Consider the following 21,567-nt stretch of genomic DNA (forward strand, 5'->3'; position numbering starts at 1 on the left):
GCCACCGCCCTTTCTGCCGTCATTGCGAGCGAGGCGAAGCAATCCATCTGTCTGCATCCTCGCAATGACTTGGGAGCGTGAAACCTCACGCATCCCATCGCACCGGCAACGACACCGGTCCGCGGAATACCCAGCCGCGGACGACGGGCGGCGTCTGCTCGCTGAGGCGCAGATTGCGCAGGCGTTCGAACAGCATCGGCGCCACGATCTTGCCGACCGTGAGCCGCGACACCCAGGTGCCGGCGCAGAAATGCGGTCCGGCACCGAACGCCAGATGCGATTGCTTCGGTCGTGTCACGTCGAAGCGATCGGGCTCGGCGAAGCGGTTGCCGTCGCGGTTCGCGGCGCCGACGCAGAGGCCGATCTGGAGGTCTTGCGGCAGCACGGTGCCGGACAGCTCGACATCGCGGGTGACGCGGCGTGGATACATGCCGATCGGCGAGATCCAGCGCACCGCTTCCTCGAGCGCGGCCGGCCATAGCTCCGGCTTGGCCAGAACGCGGTCCTTCTGCGCCGGGTTTTCCAGGAGGCCGAGCACTAGCGTCAGGATCGCGTCGCGCGGCTCGTTCAGTCCGCCGCCGATGATCACCTTGATGTTGGCGCGGATGCCCTCGATCGGCATCGGCGGATCGGCGTTGACCATCGAGGACAGGATCGAGGGGTTGGGATGGCTGCGGTGCTCGTCGAGCACCGCGTCGATCGCGGCATCGACATCTGCGCTCGCCCGCATCGCCTTGCGCTCGATCTCGGCATCGGCCGCGTAATTGCCCGCGCCGTCGATCAGCGCTTGCGACCAGTCGGCCAGGGTCTGCCACGGCATCGCGCGAAAGCCGATCATCGCCATCAGGCTGAGCGAGGCCATCGGCGCGGCGAGCGTCGAGAACAGATCGGCCTCACCAGCCGCGGACAGATTATCGATCAGTTCTTGCGCGATCGCGGTGAATTGCGGCGCCCAGTGCTGCTTTATCGTCGCGGGCCGGAACGAAGGCTCGATCGCCTTGCGGCCGACCGCGTGCTCGACGCCGTCCTTGCGCATGAAGGTCGGTCCCATCACCCTGTTGACCAGCGAGGCCGGATTGTCGGCCGAATAGGTCGCCGGATCGCGCTCGATCCGCGCGATGTCGTCGAAGCGCGTCACCAGCGTGAGCTTCGCCGGCTCGACAAAGACCGCCGGCGCCATCTCGCGCAGGCGGCGAAAGATCGGATAGGGGTCGTCGAGCAGATCCTGATACGCGATGTCGGTGACGACAGGCACGGCGCTGGTCATTGATCCTCCCGGGAATGCTTTTGGCGAAGCCTAGCTCTGGAGGCGTAATCGCTCAATTCGATGGGATCGATCTTGACCATCGAAATATTGCATGACTATGTGATAGGCTGCACCGCCGGCGAATGCGGAGGTGCAACGTGGCAGCCAATTCCTCGATCGATCCGATCGACATCGGGACCTTGCGGATGCTCGTGCTGGTCTACGACCTGCAGTCGTTCTCGGCCGCTGCCAAGCGCCTCGACGTCAACCAGTCCACGATCAGCTATGCGATCGAGCGGCTGCGCGGCGCGCTGCACGACCCGCTGTTCGTCCGCAACGGCAATGGCGTAACCGCCACCGAGCGCTGCGCGGCGCTGGTCGGCTGGGCGCGCGACATGATCGGCGAGATCGACGGGCTTGCGTCACCGGCAGAATTCGATCCGGCGACGGCGCAGGGCAGCGTGACGATCTCCTGCAACTATCACGAACGCCAGACCCTGATCCCGCAGTTCAGCGCGCGGCTGCGGACCGGTGCACCAAAGGTCCGTCTCGTCCTGCTCGACGCCGCGGGTCATGGCGACGTCCATCTCAGGCAGAACCAGTGCGACATCGTGCTCGGTCCGGTCGGGATCGCCGGCGAAAACTTCTTCAGGCGCCACATTCTCACCGATCACTATGTCTGCGTGATGGATCCGGCCAATCCGCTGGCGCGCGGCCGGATCGCGCTGTCGGCCTATGCGAAGGCCGAACATGTCTTCATCACCCATAGCGGCGAGTGGCAGCCGCTCTATCTCGAAGCGCTGAAGGCGAGGCAGATCGAGATCGAGCCGGTGGTCAGCCTTCCCAACCACGACAGTCTGGAGCGCATCGTCGCCGGCACGAGGCTCGTCGCGACCATCCCGCATCACCTGGCGCGGGCGATGCGCGGCGGGCTGCATGTCGCGGCGCTGCCGTTCCGCGTGCCGATCTCGATCGACATGTACTGGAGCGCCAGGACGGCCAAGTCCGGCCTGCACAAATGGGCGCGCGGCCTGCTCGCCGAGGATGCCAAGGCGTACGACAAGGCGTCCGCCGCGTGTGCCGGCGGTTTCCGCCCCGCAAGCAGCAAAAAGCAAAAGGCCCGCACCTGATGTGCGGGCCTTCCGTCCGGCGCGTTGCGGCACCGAAAGCATTTGGCATCAGAACACGTGGTAGAACACGTAGTAGAGCACGCCCGAGAGGATCATCGCGGCCGGCAGGGTCAGCACCCAAGCCATCGCGATGTTGCGGATCGTCGCCCATTGCAGGCCGGAGCCGTTGGCGGCCATGGTGCCGGCGATGCCTGACGACAGCACGTGCGTGGTCGAGACCGGCAGGCCGTAGCCGTCGGCCGCCGCGATCGTCGCAGCTGCCGTGATTTCAGCGCAGGCGCCCTGCGCGTAGGTCAGGTGGGTCTTGCCGATCTTCTCGCCGACGGTGACGACGATGCGTTTCCAGCCGACCATGGTGCCGAGGCCGAGCGCGATGGCGACGGCGAACTTCACCCAGCTCGGGATGAACTTCGTCGCGGCATCGAGCGAGCTCTTGTACTCGTTCAGCGTGGCGACGTCGGCGGCAGAGAGCTCGGCTTCCTTGTCCTTCATCAGGAAACGGATCGCCTCGGAGACCAGGTACATGTCGTTACGGGTGTTGCCGACCGCGTCTGCCGGGAACTTGGCCAGCGAGCCATACTGGGCGACCTGCTGTCCGATGTCGCGCACCAGCACCGCCAGCGATGGGAAGGTGCCTTCGTTGATCTGGTGCTGCGCGACGTAGTTGGTCACGGCCGGGCGCGGGTTGCCGATCACATTGTAACCGGCGGCCTTGCCTTCGATGACCTTGCTGGCCGCGGCCGAGCGCGCGGCGAACTGCTCGATCTGGCTCGCCGGCATCGCGCGGTTCAGCGCGTAGGCGGTCGGCACGGTGCCGATCAGGATCAGCATGATCAGGCCCATGCCCTTCTGGCCGTCGTTCGAGCCGTGGAAGAAGCTGACCAGCGTACAGGTCAGGATCAGGATGCCACGGATCCACCACGGCGGCGGCTGGTCGCCGACCGGCTCACCGAACAGGGCCGGGGTGGCGCGCTGCAGGACGATCTTGAGGACGTAGAGCAGACCGGCGGCGAGCGCGAAGCCGAACAGCGGCGACAGCAGCAGAGCCTTGGCGATGTTGGTCGCCTGCGACCAGTCCACGCCCGAGGTGCCGTCACGGCCGCGCAGCAGCGCGTTGGTGATGCCGACGCCCATGATCGAACCGATCAGGGTGTGCGAGCTCGAGGCCGGTAGGCCGAGCCACCAGGTGCCGAGATTCCAGATGATGGCGGCGATCAGGAGCGCGAACACCATCGCAAAGCCGGCGCTGGAGCCGACCTGGAGGATCAGCTCGACCGGGAGCAGCGACACGATGCCGAACGCGACGGCGCCGCTGGAGAGCAGCACGCCGATCAGGTTGAACATGCCCGACCACACCACGGCGATATGCGCCGGCAGCGAGCGGGTGTAGATCACGGTCGCGACCGCGTTGGCGGTGTCGTGGAAGCCGTTGACGAATTCGAAGCCGAGCGCAATCAGCAGCGCCACGAAGAGCAGGATGTACGGCAGGAACGAAGTGACACGCGTGCCGGTCGCGTCAACATCGGAATAGATGCTGTAGGCAACGAACAGCAGCGCGGCCGCGACCACGCCCATATAAATAATCCCCGTCATAGGGTGGAAGCCCTTGTCGAGGTCCGGCCCCTTTTTCAAGGCGGGCTCGATCGATCCGGGTAACGCCATATCGCTCATGGTAAACTCCTGTCCCAATGCGTGCGATTTTGCGCGATGCATATGACAAGCAATTGAAATCCGCCGCGTGAAATGAGCTTGCGCCCCTCGCGGTGGAGGTGCGGGCCGAATTTTTGTGCAACGCGTTGAAGGCGCACGAGACCTCGCGGTCTCGTGGCAATCTTCGGCAACAATGGGTCACCGATCGGGACGGAAACGTGCCGCCCGCGTTTCGCGGGGCGAGACATTGTGGGAATGAGGCCACAGCCACGGCCGGGCCATGCTTGGTGACCGTGACATGAATGCTGCGGGAGGCGACGCTGGAGCCGCAGTACCGCGAGACGGCAGGGCGTGGTCGCGCGAGCGGAGAGATCGTGGGCGGAGAGATGAGGTGGCGCGCCGCACGATCGGGGCTAGCAAACCGCGCAGCGCGCCCGCCTCAGGGTACGTCATGGCGTGAACATGACGCCCGATACCTGCGGAACACGTCACAGTACCACGGATCAATTAAAGGTTGTAGGCATTTGTCAGCGATTAGAACAATTTCACGTTGAAGTGTGGTTCCCGGGTTCCGTTGGTTTTGCGGAGCTCAAGCCGCGCGGGCCGAGCGGCGGAGCTGGCTCGCCGCGATTTTGAGGTCGTCGATAAAGCGCTGATATTCCAGCGCCTTGGCTTTTTCGTCAGGCAGCCGCAACAGATAGGATGGGTGCACGGTGACGAGCACCTTGGTTCCGTCGTAGTCGATCAGCTGGCCGCGGTTCTTGTTGATCGGTGTGATCTTGCCGAGCACGCTGTGTGCCGCAGTGGCGCCGAGCGCTACCACGAGCTCCGGCTTGATGACTGCCAGCTCGCGCTCGTACCACTGACGGCAGGCGCGGATTTCCGGCGTGTTCGGCTTCTGGTGCAGCCGGATCTTGCCGCGCGACACGAATTTGAAATGCTTCACAGCGTTGGTGATGTAGACCTTGCCGCGCGCGATGCCGGCTTCCTCGAGCGCGCGGTCGAGCATCTGTCCGGCCGGTCCGACGAAGGGATGGCCTGCGAGATCTTCCTTGTCGCCGGGCTGCTCCCCGACCAGCATCAGCGTCGCGCCTTGCGGCCCTTCGCCGAACACGGTTTGGGTTGCGTCCTTCCACAGCGGGCAGGCGCGGCAATCCGCGGCCTCATCGCGCAGGGCCGCAATGGTGTCGCGCACCTGTGCATCCTGGGTTTGCTTGCGGGCCATTGGTTCGTCCTGCCGCTGCTGCGGCGCGGCCGCCTTGCGTGCGATGAAGGGGCCGCTGGTCATGCGCATGGCGTCTTCGATCAAGGGCTTAATGATCGAGTCCTCGGGCAGGTTCCTCCAATAGGCCTGCGGCATCTCCATCAATTTCAGCCGTGCAGAATTGGAGAAGCCGTTGTCGTGACGCCGCCAGGCCTCCTCGAGCCGATCCTCGCTCGGCACCTCGGATTTGGCGACGCCCGGCGTGATCGAGATCGCGTGCCCGTCCCAATGGGCGCAGACGTCGGGAGTGAGGATCGACCACGGCATGTCGGCGAAGCGGCCGGCGAAGAAAGGTGCGGCGAGCTCGACGATGCGATGCTCCGGCTCGAACCAAGCGACGTAGTGTGCCGTCCGCTCGCGCCCGATCTCGCGGAAGCGGAGATGCGCGTGCATCCTGTCGATGTCGCAATAGACCGCGCGCGCCATCGCGTGGACCTCGGCGACATCGGGATCGTCAGTCGTGCCGAGCAGGTCGTGCTGGCTGCGCAGCCGCCACAGCAGGCGATAGAGCAGGGCGAAGCGCTCGTCATTACGATGCAGGATCGCGGTCTTTGCGAGCTCGACGAATTTGGCTGGGACGTTGAACTTCGCCTGCGGCGTGTCAGGCAATTCATTGACGCAGGATGCCGGCGACAATTCGTCGTCGCGGCGGATTGTCCACGTGACCTCCGCAGGCTCCACGTCATTCAGTGCCAGTCGCCGCGCGGCTTTGCGCCAGCCTTCGAAATCGGTGTCGTTGTCGAGCACGATGATACGCATGCGATTGCTCCGTTTCCGTCCTGCCGTCATTTTCGAGGCGAGCGCGCCTGACACTTGCGGAAGATCACGGCCCGTCCGGTTCAGCGGCCGCTGAATCCCATTGATTCCACTCATGAATCACTGAGCTCACCAATCCGATTGACTCCGCGGGCCCTGTTAGCTTTATATTAGAACATATCATGAACAAATGAGCCAGTCCCTGGTTCGTGTTCAGACCAGTGACGGCCTCAAATTTTGCTTGGAAGGAGCGGCGCATATGAATGGCGCACGCATGGGTACGCTTGCGTCTCTGCGCGGCAGCATCGCGCGCATCGAGGCGCCATCGGAGGCGGCGATGCCGAACCGCATCGCGCTTGGCCACACCAGCGCCGACGCGATGCTGCGCGGCGGGCTTGCGCCGGCTGTGCTGCACGAGGTGTTCGCCGCCGGCCATCAGGGCGGTGCTGCGACCGGCTTCATCGCGGGGCTTGCCGGACGGATATCGGCGCGCAAGCCGCTGGTCTGGGTACGGCAGGATTTTTCCGATCGCGAGAATGGCGCGCTGTCGATGCGCGGGCTCGCCGAACTCGGCCTCGATCCGCGCCTCCTGGTCACGGTGCGCGCCGCCGATGTCGATGCCGCAATGCGCAGCGCGGCCGACGCGCTCGCCTGCGATGCGCTCGGCGCTGTCGTGCTCGAAGTCTGGGGTCCTGCGCGCCAGCTCGATCTCGTCGCCAGCCGTAAATTGACCTTGGCCGCGCAAGCCTCAGGCGTCACCGCGCTGGTGCTGCGGATCGCGGCCACGCCAATTCCCTCGACCGCGGAGACGCGCTGGATCGTGCGCGCGGCCCATTCACCGCCCGGCAATGCCGCCAGCACCTGGGGCGCGCCGCGCTTCGAGGCCGAACTCGTGCGCAATCGTCATGGCCCGGTCGGGCGATGGATCATGGAATGGAAATGTGATGAGTGCCAATTCAGTGAACCATCGGCGTATCCTCAGCCTGTGGCTGCCACGTCTGCCCATCGACCGCATCAAGCGCAAGCTCGCGCAGGACATCGCCTCGCAAGCTGATGGGCAAGGCAACGTCTCTCCGCCTGACACACGGGAGGTAGCTGAACCTTCAAGTGAGGTGAGCACATTGGCAGGGCTCTCTCCCCCCTTGCGGGGGAGAGTTGGAGAGAGGGGTGGCCACGAGCACCGCCCGGGCGGCTCACCCCTCTCCCTAACCTCGAGAGCGAGCTCCGCTCGCCTCGGACCCCGCAAGGGGGGAGGGAACCCATCCGTCCATGCGTCCCTTACGAACGAGGCGAAGCAAGCAGAACTCCCCAGCGTCGTGGTGGCAAAAGACCACAACGCGATCCTGCTGCATGCGATCGACGAGGCCGCGGTGCGCGCCGGGCTGTCGATCGGGCTGCCGCTCGCCAATGCACGGGCGATCTGCCCGGAGCTCACGGTCTACGACGCCGATCCGGCCGCCGACCTGAAGACGCTGAACGACATCGCCGACTGGTGCGACCGCTTCACGCCGCTGGTCGCGCTCGATCCGCCTTACGGACTGTTCCTCGACATCACTGGCTGCGCGCATCTATTCGGCGGCGAGCACGCGCTGTTGCAGATCGTGATCAATGCACTGCGCCGGCGCGGCTTTGCCGTCAGCGCGGCCATCGCCGGCACCTCGACCGCGGCGCGCACGCTGACGCGTTATGCCTCGGGGCAGATCGTCGCCAATGGCGTGGAAGCGGCGGCCGTCGGTCCGCTGCCGGTGTCGGCGCTCGGCGCCGATGCCACGATCACCACCGGCCTGCGCCGCGCCGGCCTGAAGACCATCGGCGATGTCGCCTCGCGCGCGCCGCATGAAATCTCGGCGCGGTTCGGTGCGGCTTTCACCACCTTGCTCTCCCACGCGCTCGGGCAGGGCGATGCCCCGATCAGCCCGCGCAAGCCGCTGCCCGATTACATCGTCGAGAAGCGCTTTCCCGAGCCGATCGCGACCGACACCGTGATCGCGCTGACGCTCTCGAGCCTTGCCAAAATGCTGGTTGCGGCGATGGACAAGCAGGGCAAGGGCGCAAGGCAACTGGAGGCGAGCTTCTTCCGTACTGACGGTGCGGTGCGCACGATCATGGTCGAGACCGGCCGTCCGGTGACGCGGCCGGAGATGATCGACCGCCTGTTCGGCGAGCGGCTCGATGCGCTCAACGATCCCCTTGATCCCGGCTTCGGCTTCGATCTCATCCGGCTTGCCGCCGGGCGTACCGAGATCGTGGTGCAGCAGCAGCGCGACCTCGACGCGACCGTGCACGACAATGACGAGATCTCGGCGCTGATCGACCGCATCGCCGCCCGCATCGGCGGAAAACGCGTCGTCGTGCATCTGCCGCTCGAGAGTCACATCCCCGAACGATCCGCGCTCGCGCTGCCGGCGCAGCATCATCTGGCCGCGGCGAGCGCCGCCGCGTGGCCGGAGCGCGTCGCAGGCGAGCCGCCGCTGCGGCCGCTCAGGCTGTTCGAACGGCCCGAGCCGATCAAGGTGCCGTTCGCGACCGTGCCCGACGGTCCGCCGCATCAATTCACCTGGCGGCGCGCACAGCACGACGTGGTGCGGGTCGAGGGTCCCGAGCGCATCGCGATGGAATGGTGGAAGCAGGACGGCGCGGCACTGACGCGCGACTATTTTCGCGTCGAGGATGCCGAGGGCCAGCGCTTCTGGATCTTTCGCGACGGTCTTTACGAGAGTGAACTGCGCGACGAGGAAGGCAAGCCCGTTCCAGCCAATTGGTATGTGCACGGGCTGTTTGCATGAAGACACCCGTCACAGACTATGCCGAGATCGGTATCACCAGCAATTTCTCCTTCCTGCGCGGCGGCTCCGATCCACGCGCCTATGTGCATCAGGCGAGCGAACTGAAGCTTCCCGTGATCGGGATCGCCGATCACAACACGCTGGCCGGCGTGGTGCGCGCCTGGAAGGAGCTCGACAGCGAGAAGGTCGCCGATCCGCCAAAGTTCCTGGTCGGCGCCCGCATCGTCTTCATCGACGGCACGCCCGATATCCTGGTCTACCCGCGCGATCGCGCCGCCTATGGCCGGCTGTGCCAGCTCCTGACCCGCGGCAAGCGCGGCGATGGCCTTGTGAAGATCGAGAAGGGCGACTGCCGGCTCACGCTGTCCGATCTGATCGATTTCGCCGAAGGCCAGCTCCTGGTGCTGGCATTGCCGCATCGTTTCGAGGCGGAGAAAGCGCTCGACGTTCTCACGCGCTTGAAGGCGAGCGCCGCCGACGGCGTCTGGCTCGCCGCAAGCCTGCTCTATCGCGGCGACGACAGGCGCCGCCTCGCGCGGCTGCATGGTCTCGCCACCGAGGCCAATGTGCCGCTGCTCGCCACCAACGAGGTGCTCTATCATCATCCCGCGCGCCGCCCGTTGCAGGACGTGCTGACCTGCATCCGCGAAAAGACCACGATCGAGGCTGTCGGCCGCAGGCTCGAGGCCAATGCCGAGCGCCATCTCAAGCCGGCGCATGAGATGATCAGGCTGTTTCGCGATCTGCCGGACGCGATCGCGGAAACCATGCGCTTTGCGAAACGCATCTCGTTCTCGCTCGACCAGCTCAAATACCAGTATCCCGACGAGCCGGTGCCGCCGGGCAAGACCGCACAACGTCATTTGGAGGATTTAACCTGGAAGGGGGCGCATAGAAAATTTCCAATTCGCATTTCGCCTAGACTCAAGAAGACCCTGCACAAGGAATTGCGCCTCATCAGAAAGCTGAAATACGCGCATTACTTCCTCACCGTGCACGACATCGTGCACTATGCGCGCAGCCAGAACATCCTGTGCCAGGGCCGCGGCTCGGCGGCGAATTCGGCGGTCTGCTTCGTGCTCGGCGTCACCTCGGTAGATCCGACCAAGGTCGATCTGTTGTTCGAGCGCTTCATCTCCAAGGAGCGACTGGAGCCGCCCGACATCGACGTCGATTTCGAGCATTCGCGGCGCGAGGAGGTGATGCAATATGTCTATCGCCGCTACGGCCGCCATCGCGCCGCGATCATCGCCACCGTGATCCATTACCGCCCGCGCAGCGCGATCCGCGATGTCGGCAAGGCGCTCGGGCTGACCGAGGACGTCACCGCGGCGCTCGCCGACACCGTGTGGGGCAGCTGGGGCAAGGGCCTCAACGACATGCAGGTGCGGCAGGCCGGGCTGGACCCTGCGAACGCGATGATCAATCTCGCGGTCGAGCTCGCCACCGAGCTGATCGAGTTTCCGCGCCATCTCTCGCAGCATGTCGGCGGCTATGTATTGACCCAGGACCGGCTCGACACTTATGTGCCGATCGGCAACGCCGCGATGGACGACCGCACCTTCATCGAATGGGACAAGGACGACGTCGACGCGCTTCACATGATGAAGGTCGACGTGCTGGCGCTGGGCATGCTGACCTGCATCCGCAAATGCTTCGACCTGATCGCCGACCACAAGGGCGAGCGCTGGGAGCTCGCCTCGGTCCCGCAGGACGAAGAAGAAGTCTACGACATGCTGTGCCGCGGCGAGTCGCTCGGCGTGTTCCAGGTCGAGAGTCGCGCCCAGATGAACATGCTGCCGCGGCTGAGGCCACGCACCTTCTACGACCTCGTCATCGAGGTCGCGATCGTGCGCCCCGGTCCGATCCAGGGCGACATGGTGCATCCTTATCTGCGCCGGCGGAACAATCAGGAGCAGGTGACTTATCCGTCGCCGGCGCCCGACCAGGGCGACAAGAACGAGCTCTACAACGTGTTGCACAAGACGCTCGGCGTCCCGCTGTTCCAGGAGCAGGCGATGCGGATCGCGATCGAGGCGGCGCACTTCACTTCGGAGGAAGCCAACGGCCTGCGCCGCTCGATGGCGACCTTCCGCAATCTCGGCACCATCGGCACCTATGAGGAGAAGCTGGTCGGCAACATGGTGGCGCGCGGCTATTCGCCCGACTTCGCCCGCAGCTGCTTCGACCAGATCAAGGGTTTCGGCTCCTACGGCTTCCCGGAAAGCCACGCCGCGAGCTTCGCGCAGCTCGTCTACATCTCCTCATGGCTGAAGCATTATCATCCCGACGCGTTCTGCTGCGGCCTGCTCAACTCGCAGCCGATGGGCTTCTATGCCCCGGCGCAGATCGTCGGCGACGCCCGCAAGAACGGCGTCACGGTACGCGAGGTCGATGTCTCCTTCAGCTTTGCACAGAACACGCTGGAGGAGAAGGTCGGCGAGCATTGCGCGGTGCGGCTCGGCTTCCGCCAGATCGACGGGTTTCACTGGCTGGATGAGGATGAGGAGAGGCTGAAACGAATGCAGTCGTTATTCCGGGATACGCAAAGCGTAGATGTGCATGAGTCAGGGAGGCACGAACGGATGGGCTCTCTCCCCCCTTGCGGGGGAGAGTTGGAGAGAGGGGTAAGCCACGACCCGAGCGGCTTACCCCTCTCCCTAACCTCGAGAGCGAGCTTCGCTCGCCTCGGACCCCGCAAGGGGGGAGGGAACCCGCCCACCTCCCGCGCGGCCTTGGACAGAGATGAGCTCGACTGGGCCGACCGCATCGTCGCGGCGCGCAACCGCCGGCCCTTCACCTCGCTGGAAGACTTCGCCCGCGACACCGGCCTGCCCAAGCGCGCGCTGATCCTGCTTGCCGATGCCGATGCATTCCGCTCGCTCGGGCTCGACCGCCGCGAGGCGCTGTGGGCGGTGCGGCGGCTGCCCGACGACGTGCCGCTGCCGCTGTTCGAGGCCGCCACCGCGCGCGAGCAGCCGGATGAAGGAACAAAACCGCTGCCGGAGATGCCGCGCCCCGAGCAGGTGGTCGCCGACTATCAGACCATCCGCCTGTCGCTGAAGGGCCACCCGATGGAATTCCTGCGCGAGATGTTCAGCAAAGAGCGCGTCGTCGCCTGCCACACCATCAACCGCAGCAACGACCGCCGCCGCGTCAGTTGTGCCGGCGTCGTGCTGGTGCGGCAGCGGCCGGGCAGCGCCAAGGGCGTCGTGTTCATGACGCTGGAGGACGAGACCGGCATCGCCAACATCGTGGTGTGGCCGAAGGTGATGGAGCAGTACCGCAAGGAAGTGATGGGCGCGCGCCTGATCCTGGTCGAAGGCTATATCCAGAGCAGCCCCGAGGGTGTGACGCATCTGGTGGCGCAGCGCATGACCGATCGCTCCCACGATCTGATCGGCCTCGCCAACGAATCCTTAAGCCGCAAGCATCCGGTGCCGGCGGGCCCCGCGCTGATCGAGCCGCTCAACGACATCAGCCGCGATCACGGCGACAACTCGCCGCAAAGAATCCGCCACCCGCGCAACGTCCGCATCCTGCCGCCGTCCCGCGACTTTCATTGAGGGGATGCCGGAATCGTAGGGCGGATTAGCCGAAGGCGTAATCCGCCGCTCATATCAACCGACGTGAAGCTCATGCCGAATTATCGTCGTGCGTTCGTCCCTGGTGGCTGCTGGTTCTTCACGGTCAACCTGCTGGACCGACGGCAAACCCTGCTCGTGGATCACATTGCCGAATTGCGTGCCGCAGTTGCGGCGACTCGCCGGGACTATTCCTTCACGATCGACGCATTCGTCATCCTGCCCGACCACCTGCACGCGATCTGGACCTTGCCGCCCGGCGATACCGATTTTTCGACGCGCTGGCGACTCATCAAGCATCGCTTCGCGAGAGTACTTCCAAAGCATGAAATGCTCAGCGACGTTCGTGTCGCCCGCAACGAACGAGGAATCTGGCAACGTCGGTTCTGGGAGCATCTGATCGGCGCGAACTGAACTTCCTCGCCGGACTGCTTGACGCGGAGCCCCTGCGAGACGAGATCGTGCGCACGATCGAGTGGTGCGCTAGCGACCGGGAGTACCTGTCTGATCCGAGTTTCCGGCAGCGTGAGGATCACGGCCAGATTGAAACCCTGCGCCATCTGAATGTGCCGAACTGGCTCATCAGATTGATGCTGTGGGTGATCTGGCGGCGGCGGTTGCGCAGCTTCGCCGCCAACAATAACGGCGAAGCTGAGCGAGTTGCGGCAAAACAACCCGACGAGCAACTCAGCTAAAGTCTGTCAATCCCCGGCGATGAAAATATTTCGCTTTATCCGAAGTATATCCAGATGCTATAAATCCGAAATCTCACCCGGCACGAGGGGCGCTTCGCGGTCGTCACGAACGTGGGTCGAGATGCGGTGGACGCCGAGCGCGGTACTGACGAGAGCGCGTGACGCGGACGGTGAAGTCGTGCAGGCCTGACGCCCTAGTGGCAGGTGTCTTTTCGCATTGCGCGGTGCGCGTTGCGAAGACGGTGACAACAAAGCCCAGTCTCGCCGGGGAGAGCACGTATAAGCCGTAGCCCATCGCGCAGGGAAAGCCGGATTGCTCCGGTTACACCTGTGGTCCTACCCCCGAGCTTTCTACCCATTGCTCGGGGCCCATGGGTGCGATCGGCACCCGGCTTTCCCTGCGCCCTCTGATGTCAGAGCGGCGAAACGCAAAGCAAAGCTCGGACAAATCATGTCGCGAGGACGCGGACGTATGACTCACTGGTCGCGCAACATACTCGCCATCGTCCCGGCGAAGGCCGGGACCCATAACCACCGATGGTGATGGTGCGCGATGCTCGAACGACGAGCCCCATTCACAATATCCGCCACGGAGTATGGGTCCCTGGCGTGCGCCGGGACGACACCGGAAGAAGCCGCAGCTTCTCGGCTCAAGCTCAGGCGTCTCTGGAATACTGGATCACCCGCTTTCGCGGGCGATGACACTCAGATCTTGGCTCATGCCGCGGGAAAGCTGTCGTGAAGCTTACACGCGAATGCTGACACGGAGCTTACAAATGATCTCCGTCAGATCGGTCTCGTGTTCGCATGCCGGATGAATTCTTCGGCAGCTGCACGCTATTCGACCGCCGCACCCACCGGCGGTCCGCCGGGCGGGCGGTGCAGGAAAGTGATCGATGCATAGGCGCCGAGCCACGACCCCGCTGCGGCGAAGGCGACATACACCCAGTTTTCGGTGTAACTGATCACCGCGTACGAGGAGAGCAGATACCAGATGCTGCTCCAGGTCGCCGCCGGCACGCGCTTGCGCGCCACGACCGCCGAAGTAAACATGACATAGACCGCGTCGGTGGCCGCGGTCGCGATGAAGACAGCACCGGCAGTGATGGGATCGATGGCAGCCATTGCAACTCCTGTTCGGGTCGGGCAGAAGGCATGATACGGAAAAGTGTGAAACGGTTTTCCGAAAAGGTCATGCCCAAACAAGCTATGATCCGGAAAAGTGTGAAGCGGTTTTCCCTCGCGACGAACGCGGAACGTGTTGGCGCGGAGGTTACGCCCAAACAAGGCATGACGGGTGAGATCGGACAACGCTTTTGTGTCATCATGCTCGGGCATAAAATAATCGCAAACGGGGATGCGCATGCAGGGCATCCGTGAAATTCTTGCCGACGTGTGGACCGGCGCCGGCGGCGCGCCGTCCGCGCTCGATGCCGTCAGGCTGACCGGCAGCGAACCGCAATTGCCGTCGTCGTTTCGTGTCGCGGCCGCGGCGCAGGCTCCGATCGCGGCGGCCGGCTTGGCCGCCGCCGAGATCTGGAAAGCGCGCAGCGGCGAGACCCAGGAGGTCGCGGTCGATATCCGCCATGCCGTCGTCGAATGCCGCAGCGAGCGCTATTTGCGCGTCGACGACAAGCCGCCGCCACCGGCCTGGGACAAGATCGCCGGCGTCTACCGCGTCCGCGACGGCCGCTTCGTCCGCCTCCACACCAATTTTCCGCATCATCGCCACGCCGTCTGCAAGGTGCTCGGCTGCAACGCCGAGCGCGACGAGGTCCAGGCCGCGCTGTTGCAATGGGACGGCGAGGCGTTCGAGACCGCGGCCCATGCCGCCGGCGGCGTGGTCGCCTTGATGCGCTCTTATGACGAATGGTCGGCGACGCCGCATGCAAGAGAACTGGCAAGGCTGCCGCTGATCTCGATCGAGAAGATCGGCGAGGCCGCGCCGAAGCCATGGCCCGCCGGCGACCGGCCGCTGGGGGGCATCCGCGTGCTCGATCTGTCGCGCGTGATCGCCGGTCCGGTCGCCGGCCGCACGCTCGCCGCGCATGGCGCCGACGTGCTGCTGATCTCCGGTCCCGACCTGCCTGATATCCCGTGGCTCACCATCGACACCGGACGCGGCAAGCTCTCGAGCTTCGTCGAGCTGCGCAGCGAACAGGGGCGCGGCGTGATGCGCGGTCTGGTGGCGCAGGCCGATATTCTTTCTCAGGGCTATCGCCCGCAGGCGATCGCGCGGCTCGGCTTTTCGCCGGAGGACGCGGCGCGCATCAATCCCGGCATCGTCTATGTGACGCTCTCGGCCTATGGCCATGCCGGACCGTGGGCCGAGCGCCGCGGCTTCGACTCGCTGGTGCAGACCACGACCGGTTTCAATCATGCCGAAGGGCAGGCGGCCGGCGTCGAGGGCCCGAAGGAATTGCCGGCCCAGATGCTCGACCACGCCACCGGATATTTCATGGCGTTCGGCGCCATGATGGCCAAGGCCCGCCAGGCGTGCGAGGGCGGCAGCTGGCACGTCCGGGTGTCGCTGGCGCAGACCGGGCGCTGGCTGTGGAATCTCGGCCGTCTCAAAGAGGGCCTGGCGACGGCTGACCTCACGGCGGATGCGGTGCTGCCCTTCATCGAGCAGCTTCCGTCCGGCTTTGGCACGCTGAGTTCGGTCCGGCATGCGGCCGTGCTGTCGCGGACGCCGGCCCATTGGTCCCGTCCGGCGATGCCGCTCGGCAGCCATCCCCCGGAGTTTCCCGGATGAGACATTCAGCAGCCATTCAGGCTATCCGAACTTTAACAGCCGGCATCGCCGAACCGCGATTTTTAGGTTGTTTGCGACACCAATTCGGCACTATTACCGCACCGCTGGGGCCGTCCCGCCGGAAGCTGCAACGATCGATCCCCGGACCCCATGCTTAAAGAGCTTACCAAGCGAATGCAGACCCTTAGCCGACCGCGGCTGGTGACGGTGGTGGTGGTGGCGGCGCTGGCTGGCGCCGGCGCCTACGGCTATACGCATCTCAGCGCGGCCAAGCCGACGCCCTCGTCCGAGGTTTCCAGCCAGTCCCGCAAGGGGGGATCCCGTTACACCCCGACCGGGGCCGAATGGGCCAGCCTGACCTTCCAGACCGCGACCGAGCACACCTTCCGCTCCGAACTGGTGACCGAGGGCAAGATCGGGATCGATGAAGATCGCTCGACTCCGGTGTACTCGCCGTATACCGGCCGCGTCACCCGCCTGCTGGTGCGGCCGGGCGAGAGCGTGACCAAGGGACAGCCGCTGTTTGTGATCGAGGCCGCCGACACGGTGCAGGCGCAAAACGATTATGTCGCGGCGATGACGGGTCTCAACAAGGCACAGTCGGCGCTTGATCTTGCCGCGATCCAGGAGAAACGCGCCAAGGACCTGTCCGACGGAAAGGCAATCCCGCTGAAGGATTATCAGCAGGCGCAGGCGACGCTGGTGCAGGCGCAGAACGATGCGCGCTCGGCGCAGACCCTGCTGGAAGCGGCGCAGAACAAGCTGCACATCCTGGGCTTCGGCGACGACGCCATCACCACGCTGCAGCAGAAGGGCCGCCTCAACCCGGAGACGACGGTGTTCGCGCCGCTCGGCGGCACCATCGTCCAGCGCAAGGCGGGGCCGGGTCAGTATGTCTCGACCGGCGCGAGCGACCCGGTCTACGTGATCGGCGATCTCTCCACGGTCTGGCTGATCGCTTTTGTCCGCGAATCCGACGCCGACAATGTCGCGGTCGGGCAGGACCTCAACTTCAACGTGATGGCGCTGCCGGGCAAGGTGCTCAACGCCCGGGTCAACTACGTGGCCGCGGCGATCGACCCGACGTCGCGCCGGCTATTGGTCCGAGCCACCATCGACAACGCGGACAATCGGCTGAAGCCCGAGATGTTCGCCAATGTGACGCTGTATTCGAAGGGCGATCATCCAGCGGTCGGCGTGCCGAAGCAGGCGCTGATCTACGAGGGCGATCAGGTTCGGCTCTGGGTCGCGCATGCCGATGACAAGACAATCGAGCTGCGCCAGATCAGGCCCGGCCTCACCAACGGCGATCTGGTCGAGGTGGCCGGCAACCTGAAGCCCGGCGAACAGATCGTGACGAAGGGAAGCCTCTTCATCGACCGCGCCGCATCCGGCACCTGAGACGCATGATCCGGACAAGCGCGAACCGGTTTTCCTTCGCGGCCAGCGCGCAACACGTTGGCGCCGCGACCCTGCCCAATCAAGAAAAGTCCTTCCAGCTGAAAGCTCCGATCTGAAATGGATCGCCTTGTCGCAATCGCTGTCAGTCGCCGCTACTTGATGGTGGCGTTGTTCGCCATCGTCATCATCGGCGGTCTGGTCGCGTTCCAGCACCTCAATATCGAGGCCTATCCCGATCCGACCCCGCCGATGGTCGACATCGTGACCCAAAGCCCGGGCCTCTCGGCCGAGGAGATCGAGCGCTACATCACGATTCCGATCGAGACCCAGGTCGCCGGCATCAAGAACCTCAAGACGATCCGGACCATCTCGCTGTACGGTCTGTCCGACGTCAAGCTGCAGTTCTCCTTCGACTACACCTATGACGAGGCGCTGCAGCAGGTGCTGAACCGCCTGTCGCAACTGGCGCCGTTGCCGGGCAACGTGCAACCCGGCATCTCGCCGACCAGCCCGATCGGTGAAATCTTCCGCTATCGCCTCAAGGGACCGCCGAACTACAGCGTGCTCGACCTGAAGACGCTGCAGGACTGGGTGCTGCAACGCCGCTTCCGCGCCGTGCCCGGCGTCATCGACGTCACCGGTTGGGGCGGCAAGACCAAGACCTACGAGATCCAGGTCGACTTCAACAAGCTGGTCGCCAACGGCCTGACCCTGCCGCAGGTGCTGCAGGCGGTCTCCAACGCCAACATCAATGTCGGCGGCAACACCGTGAACATCGGCTCGCAATCGGCGGTGGTGCGCGGCGTCGGCCTGATCCGCTCGATCGACGATCTCGCCAACACCATGATCTCGCAATCCGGCGGCAATCCGGTGCTGGTCAGGGACATCGGCGCCGTCACGATCGGCGAGAAGCCGCGGCTTGGCATCGCCGGCATCGACGGTGACGACGACATCGTGCAGGGCATCGTCCTGATGCGGCGTGGCGAGCAGAGCTCGCCGACGATTTCCCGCGTCGAGCATCTGGTCAACCAGATCAACAATTCCTCGATCCTGCCGCCGGGCGTCAAGATCGAGCGCATCTACGACCGCAAGGACCTGATCGAGCTGACCACCCACACCGTGCTGCACAACATGGTGGTCGGCATCCTCTTGATCGTGCTGCTGCAGTGGATCTTCCTCGGCGACCTCCGCAGCGCACTGATCGTCGGTGCGACGATCCCGTTCGCGCTGTTCTTCGCCGTGATCATCCTGGTGCTGCGCGGCGAATCCGCCAATCTGCTGTCGGTCGGCGCGATCGATTTCGGCCTGATCGTCGACGCCACCGTCATCATGGTGGAGGCGATCTTCCGCCGGCTGTCGCAGACCACCGCGCTGTCGGAGGCCGAGCGGGCCCACATCTCCGAGGATACGGTGATGGGGATGAAGAGCCATGCGATCCTGTCGGCCGCGGCCGACGTCTCGCGCTCGATCTTCTTCGCCGCCACCATCATCGTCGCCGCGTTCCTGCCGCTGTTCACGCTGGGCGGCGTCGAGGGCAATATCTTCGGGCCGATGGCGCGGACCTATGCCTATGCATTGGCGGGCGGACTGCTGGCGACGTTCACGATCACGCCGGCGCTGAGTGCGATCATCCTGCCGGCGCATATCCACGAAACCGAGACCTGGATCGTCAAGCAGCTCGACGCGATCTACCTGCCGGCGCTGAACTGGGCAATCGGCAACCGCAAGATCGTGATGGCCGGCGCCGCCGGCCTCGTGGTCATGACCATCATCTTCGCGCGGATGCTCGGCCTCGAATTCCTGCCCAAGCTGGAAGAGGGCAATCTGTGGATCCGCGCCACGCTGCCGCCGACGATCTCGCTGCAGGAAGGCAACACCTATGTCAACGAGATGCGGAAGCTGATCCGCGACCGTCCCGAGGTGGTGGCGGTGGTGTCGCAGCACGGCCGTCCCGACGACGGCACCGACGCCGCTGGATTCTTCAATGCTGAATTCTTCGCGCCGCTGAAGCCGGCCAGCGAATGGCCGGGCACGCATGACAAGGACGAACTCACCGCGCAATTGCTCGGTCAGTTGCAGGACAAGTTCCCCGGTGTCGAATTCAACTTCTCGCAATACCTGCAGGACAACGTCTCGGAGGCGGTGTCGGGCGTGAAGGGCGAGAATTCGATCAAGCTCTATGGCAACGATCTGCAGGCGCTGACCGACACCGCCAACAAGATCAAATCCGTGTTGTCGACCGTGCAGGGCGTCACCGACCTCGCGGTGTTCACCTCGCTTGGCCAGCCGACCGTCCAGATCGACGTCGACCGCGCGCGGGCTGCGCGCTACGGCCTGTCGCCGGGCGACATCAATGCAACGATCAAGGTCGCGGTCGGCGGCGACAGCGCCGGCGACCTCTACGAGCCGGGCAGCGACCGGCACTTCCCGATCATCGTCCGGCTTGCGCCGGAGTATCGCAAGAGTGCCGAGGCGATCCAGAACCTGCGGGTCGGGGTGACCAACGCCAATGGCGGCATCACGCAAATCCCGCTCAGCGAGGTCGCTTCGATCAAGCTGATCTCCGGCGCGGCCTACATCTATCGCGAGCAGCAGGAGCGCTATCTGCCGATCAAGTTCTCGGTGCGTGACCGCGATCTCGGCAGCGCGATCCTGGAGGCGCAGCAGAAGGTCAACGAGCAGGTCCAGTTGCCGCCCGGTTCGCATCTCGAATGGGTGGGCGAGTTCGGCAATCTGCAGGACGCGATCAAGCGGCTGTCGATCGTGGTGCCGATCAGCCTCGCGCTGATCGCGGTGCTGCTGTTCTTCAATTTCGGCTCGATGGTCGACACCATGCTCGCGATGAGCGTGATCCCGATGGCGATCTTCGGCGGCGTGCTCGGGCTCTTGATCTCGGGCATCCCGTTCAGCGTCTCGGCCGCGATCGGCTTCATCGCGCTGTTCGGCATCGCCGTGATGGACGGCATCATCATCCTGTCGCAGTTCAACCAGCTGATCGACGAAGGCTACGACCGGATGCGCGCGGTGATCCGCACCGGCGAATTGCAGCTTCGTCCGGTGCTGATGACCTGCGTGGTCGCCGGCATCGGGCTGTTGCCGGCGGCGGTGTCGGCGGGCATCGGTTCGCAGGTGCAGAAGCCGCTCGCGATCGTGGTCGTCACCGGCATGATGCTGGCGCCGCTGGTGATCCTGATCACGCTGCCGGTCCTGATCTCCTACTTCTCGCGCCGGCCAAAGGACAACGTCAGGTAAAGCCGTAGAGCCGCGCTGGATTGTCGACCAGGATGGTCTTGCGGACCGCGGCGTCCGGCGCCCAGACCGGAAGCTGGTTGAGCAGGCGGCCGTCGTCGATCTGGTACAGCGGCGTCACGTCGGTGACCTGCTTGCCCGCCGGCGTCACCGAATCAGGGTGCGGCCAGTCGGTGCCCCAGACGATGCGCTCGGCGTTAGCAGCGATCAGCGCCTGCGCCAGCGGCGTTGCGTCGGCATAGTCGGGCGCGAGCTTGGAGGCACGGTAGGCGCCGGAAATCTTGACATAGGCCTTGCCGGACTTGACCAGCGCGAGCAGGTCGTCAAATCCCGGCTGGCCGGTGCCGAGCGCGGCCTCGGCGCCGCCGAAATGGTCGAACACGACCGGCACCGGCGCCGTGGCGACCAGGTCCTTGATCGCGGAGATCATCGCGAGGCTAGTGAACAGCTGCACATGCCAGCCGCGCGCCTTCATCCGCTTGATCGCGGCCGAGAAGCGCTGCCGGCCGACATTGGGATCGTTGACGCCGCCGGTCGCGAGGTTGAGGCGGATGCCGCGGAAGCCGGCCTTCTGCATCGCGTCGAGATCGCTTTCGCTGGTCTTGTCGTCGATCACGGCGACGCCCCGCGCCGTCGGCCCGCGCGCCGTCATGCCGAACAGGGTCGATGAATTGTCGGGGCCGTAGACGCTCGGCGTCACGATCACCACGCGCTCGACATGCAGCGCCTTGTGCAGCGCGCTCATTTCCTCCGGCGAGGCCGGTTCCGGCGTGTAGACGCGGCCGGCGAAGAACGGGAACTTCGCCGGGTCGCCATGGATGTGGGTGTGGCAGTCGCACGCACCGGCAGGCACGTCGAAGTTCACCGGGGTCGATGGTTGCGCTGCCTTGGAAAATGCGTTGCTGCTGGTCATGGTCACTCCCGTCGCGATGGAAGCCAGCATCATACTGCGTCGCGTCAGCATTGGACGTCTCCCTGCGTGCTCGGCTGTTATGCGCGTGAACCGCGCACCGGCGTTATCGGTCGCCGGCGAGGGCGGAGGTTATCGGCG

12 protein-coding genes and 2 pseudogenes are annotated in these 21,567 nt (G+C 64.9%); 9 read left to right on the forward strand and 5 right to left on the reverse strand.

The annotated features are described in order from the left end of the window. Positions 1-85 precede the first annotated feature (85 nt). Positions 86-1,267: a cytochrome P450 gene (locus tag ACVILL_RS26530; RefSeq protein ID WP_456731737.1), complete on the reverse strand. Its 1,182-nt coding sequence runs from the start codon at positions 1,265-1,267 to the stop codon at positions 86-88. A gap of 137 nt (positions 1,268-1,404) precedes the next feature. Here ACVILL_RS26530 and ACVILL_RS26535 point away from each other — a divergent pair, with 137 nt between their 5' ends. Next, positions 1,405-2,376 carry a LysR family transcriptional regulator gene (locus tag ACVILL_RS26535; RefSeq protein ID WP_456731738.1) on the forward strand — a complete coding sequence of 324 codons (972 nt, stop codon included), beginning with the start codon at positions 1,405-1,407 and terminating at the stop codon, positions 2,374-2,376. A gap of 48 nt (positions 2,377-2,424) precedes the next feature. Here the strand turns inward: ACVILL_RS26535 and ACVILL_RS26540 are convergent, their stop codons facing one another. Both ACVILL_RS26540 and ACVILL_RS26545 read right to left on the reverse strand, forming a co-directional pair. Beyond that, a complete protein-coding gene (locus tag ACVILL_RS26540; protein WP_456731739.1) occupies positions 2,425-4,047 on the reverse strand; it encodes an inorganic phosphate transporter in 1,623 nt (540 codons plus the stop codon). 568 nt (positions 4,048-4,615) lie between these two features. Continuing rightward, positions 4,616-6,049 (reverse strand): UdgX family uracil-DNA binding protein, encoded by a 1,434-nt coding sequence (locus ACVILL_RS26545; RefSeq protein ID WP_456731740.1) that lies wholly within the window; start codon positions 6,047-6,049, stop codon positions 4,616-4,618. A 256-nt stretch (positions 6,050-6,305) separates the two neighbouring features. Here ACVILL_RS26545 and ACVILL_RS26550 point away from each other — a divergent pair, with 256 nt between their 5' ends. From ACVILL_RS26550 to ACVILL_RS26570, 5 genes and pseudogenes are all read left to right on the forward strand, one after another. Then, positions 6,306-7,100 (forward strand): ImuA family protein, encoded by a 795-nt coding sequence (locus ACVILL_RS26550; protein ID WP_456731741.1) that lies wholly within the window; start codon positions 6,306-6,308, stop codon positions 7,098-7,100. A 253-nt stretch (positions 7,101-7,353) separates the two neighbouring features. Then, a pseudogene (locus ACVILL_RS26555) lies at positions 7,354-8,832 on the forward strand (Y-family DNA polymerase); the annotation flags it as partial. Continuing rightward, positions 8,829-12,398, forward strand: coding sequence for an error-prone DNA polymerase (locus ACVILL_RS26560; protein ID WP_456731742.1), 3,570 nt, complete (start codon positions 8,829-8,831; stop codon positions 12,396-12,398). The pseudogene ACVILL_RS26555 and the gene ACVILL_RS26560, both read left to right, overlap by 4 nt. Before the next feature lie 72 nt (positions 12,399-12,470). Next, positions 12,471-12,818: pseudogene (locus tag ACVILL_RS26565) on the forward strand (REP-associated tyrosine transposase); the annotation flags it as partial. 59 nt (positions 12,819-12,877) lie between these two features. After that, positions 12,878-13,111, forward strand: coding sequence for a hypothetical protein (locus ACVILL_RS26570; RefSeq protein WP_456731743.1), 234 nt, complete (start codon positions 12,878-12,880; stop codon positions 13,109-13,111). Between the two features lie 837 nt (positions 13,112-13,948). Here the strand turns inward: ACVILL_RS26570 and ACVILL_RS26575 are convergent. Beyond that, positions 13,949-14,236 carry a hypothetical protein gene (locus tag ACVILL_RS26575; RefSeq protein ID WP_456734368.1) on the reverse strand — a complete coding sequence of 96 codons (288 nt, stop codon included), beginning with the start codon at positions 14,234-14,236 and terminating at the stop codon, positions 13,949-13,951. Positions 14,237-14,474: 238 nt separating this feature from the next. Between ACVILL_RS26575 and ACVILL_RS26580 the strand changes: the two genes are divergently transcribed. The 3 genes from ACVILL_RS26580 to ACVILL_RS26590 all read left to right on the forward strand — a co-directional run bounded on the left by ACVILL_RS26580 (position 14,475) and on the right by ACVILL_RS26590 (position 20,519). Then, positions 14,475-15,866: a CoA transferase gene (locus ACVILL_RS26580; protein ID WP_456731744.1), complete on the forward strand. Its 1,392-nt coding sequence runs from the start codon at positions 14,475-14,477 to the stop codon at positions 15,864-15,866. A 150-nt stretch (positions 15,867-16,016) separates the two neighbouring features. Continuing rightward, positions 16,017-17,267, forward strand: a complete 1,251-nt coding sequence (locus ACVILL_RS26585; protein WP_456731745.1) for an efflux RND transporter periplasmic adaptor subunit — start codon at positions 16,017-16,019, stop codon at positions 17,265-17,267. Positions 17,268-17,384: 117 nt separating this feature from the next. Beyond that, positions 17,385-20,519 (forward strand): efflux RND transporter permease subunit, encoded by a 3,135-nt coding sequence (locus ACVILL_RS26590; protein WP_456731746.1) that lies wholly within the window; start codon positions 17,385-17,387, stop codon positions 20,517-20,519. On the opposite strand, the gene ACVILL_RS26595 is transcribed toward ACVILL_RS26590, so the two are convergent. Beyond that, a complete protein-coding gene (locus ACVILL_RS26595) occupies positions 20,512-21,480 on the reverse strand; it encodes an amidohydrolase family protein (protein WP_456731747.1) in 969 nt (322 codons plus the stop codon). The genes ACVILL_RS26590 and ACVILL_RS26595 overlap by 8 nt on opposite strands. Between the last annotated feature and the right edge of the window lie 87 nt (positions 21,481-21,567).

The organism is Bradyrhizobium sp. USDA 3364 (genome assembly GCF_054056355.1).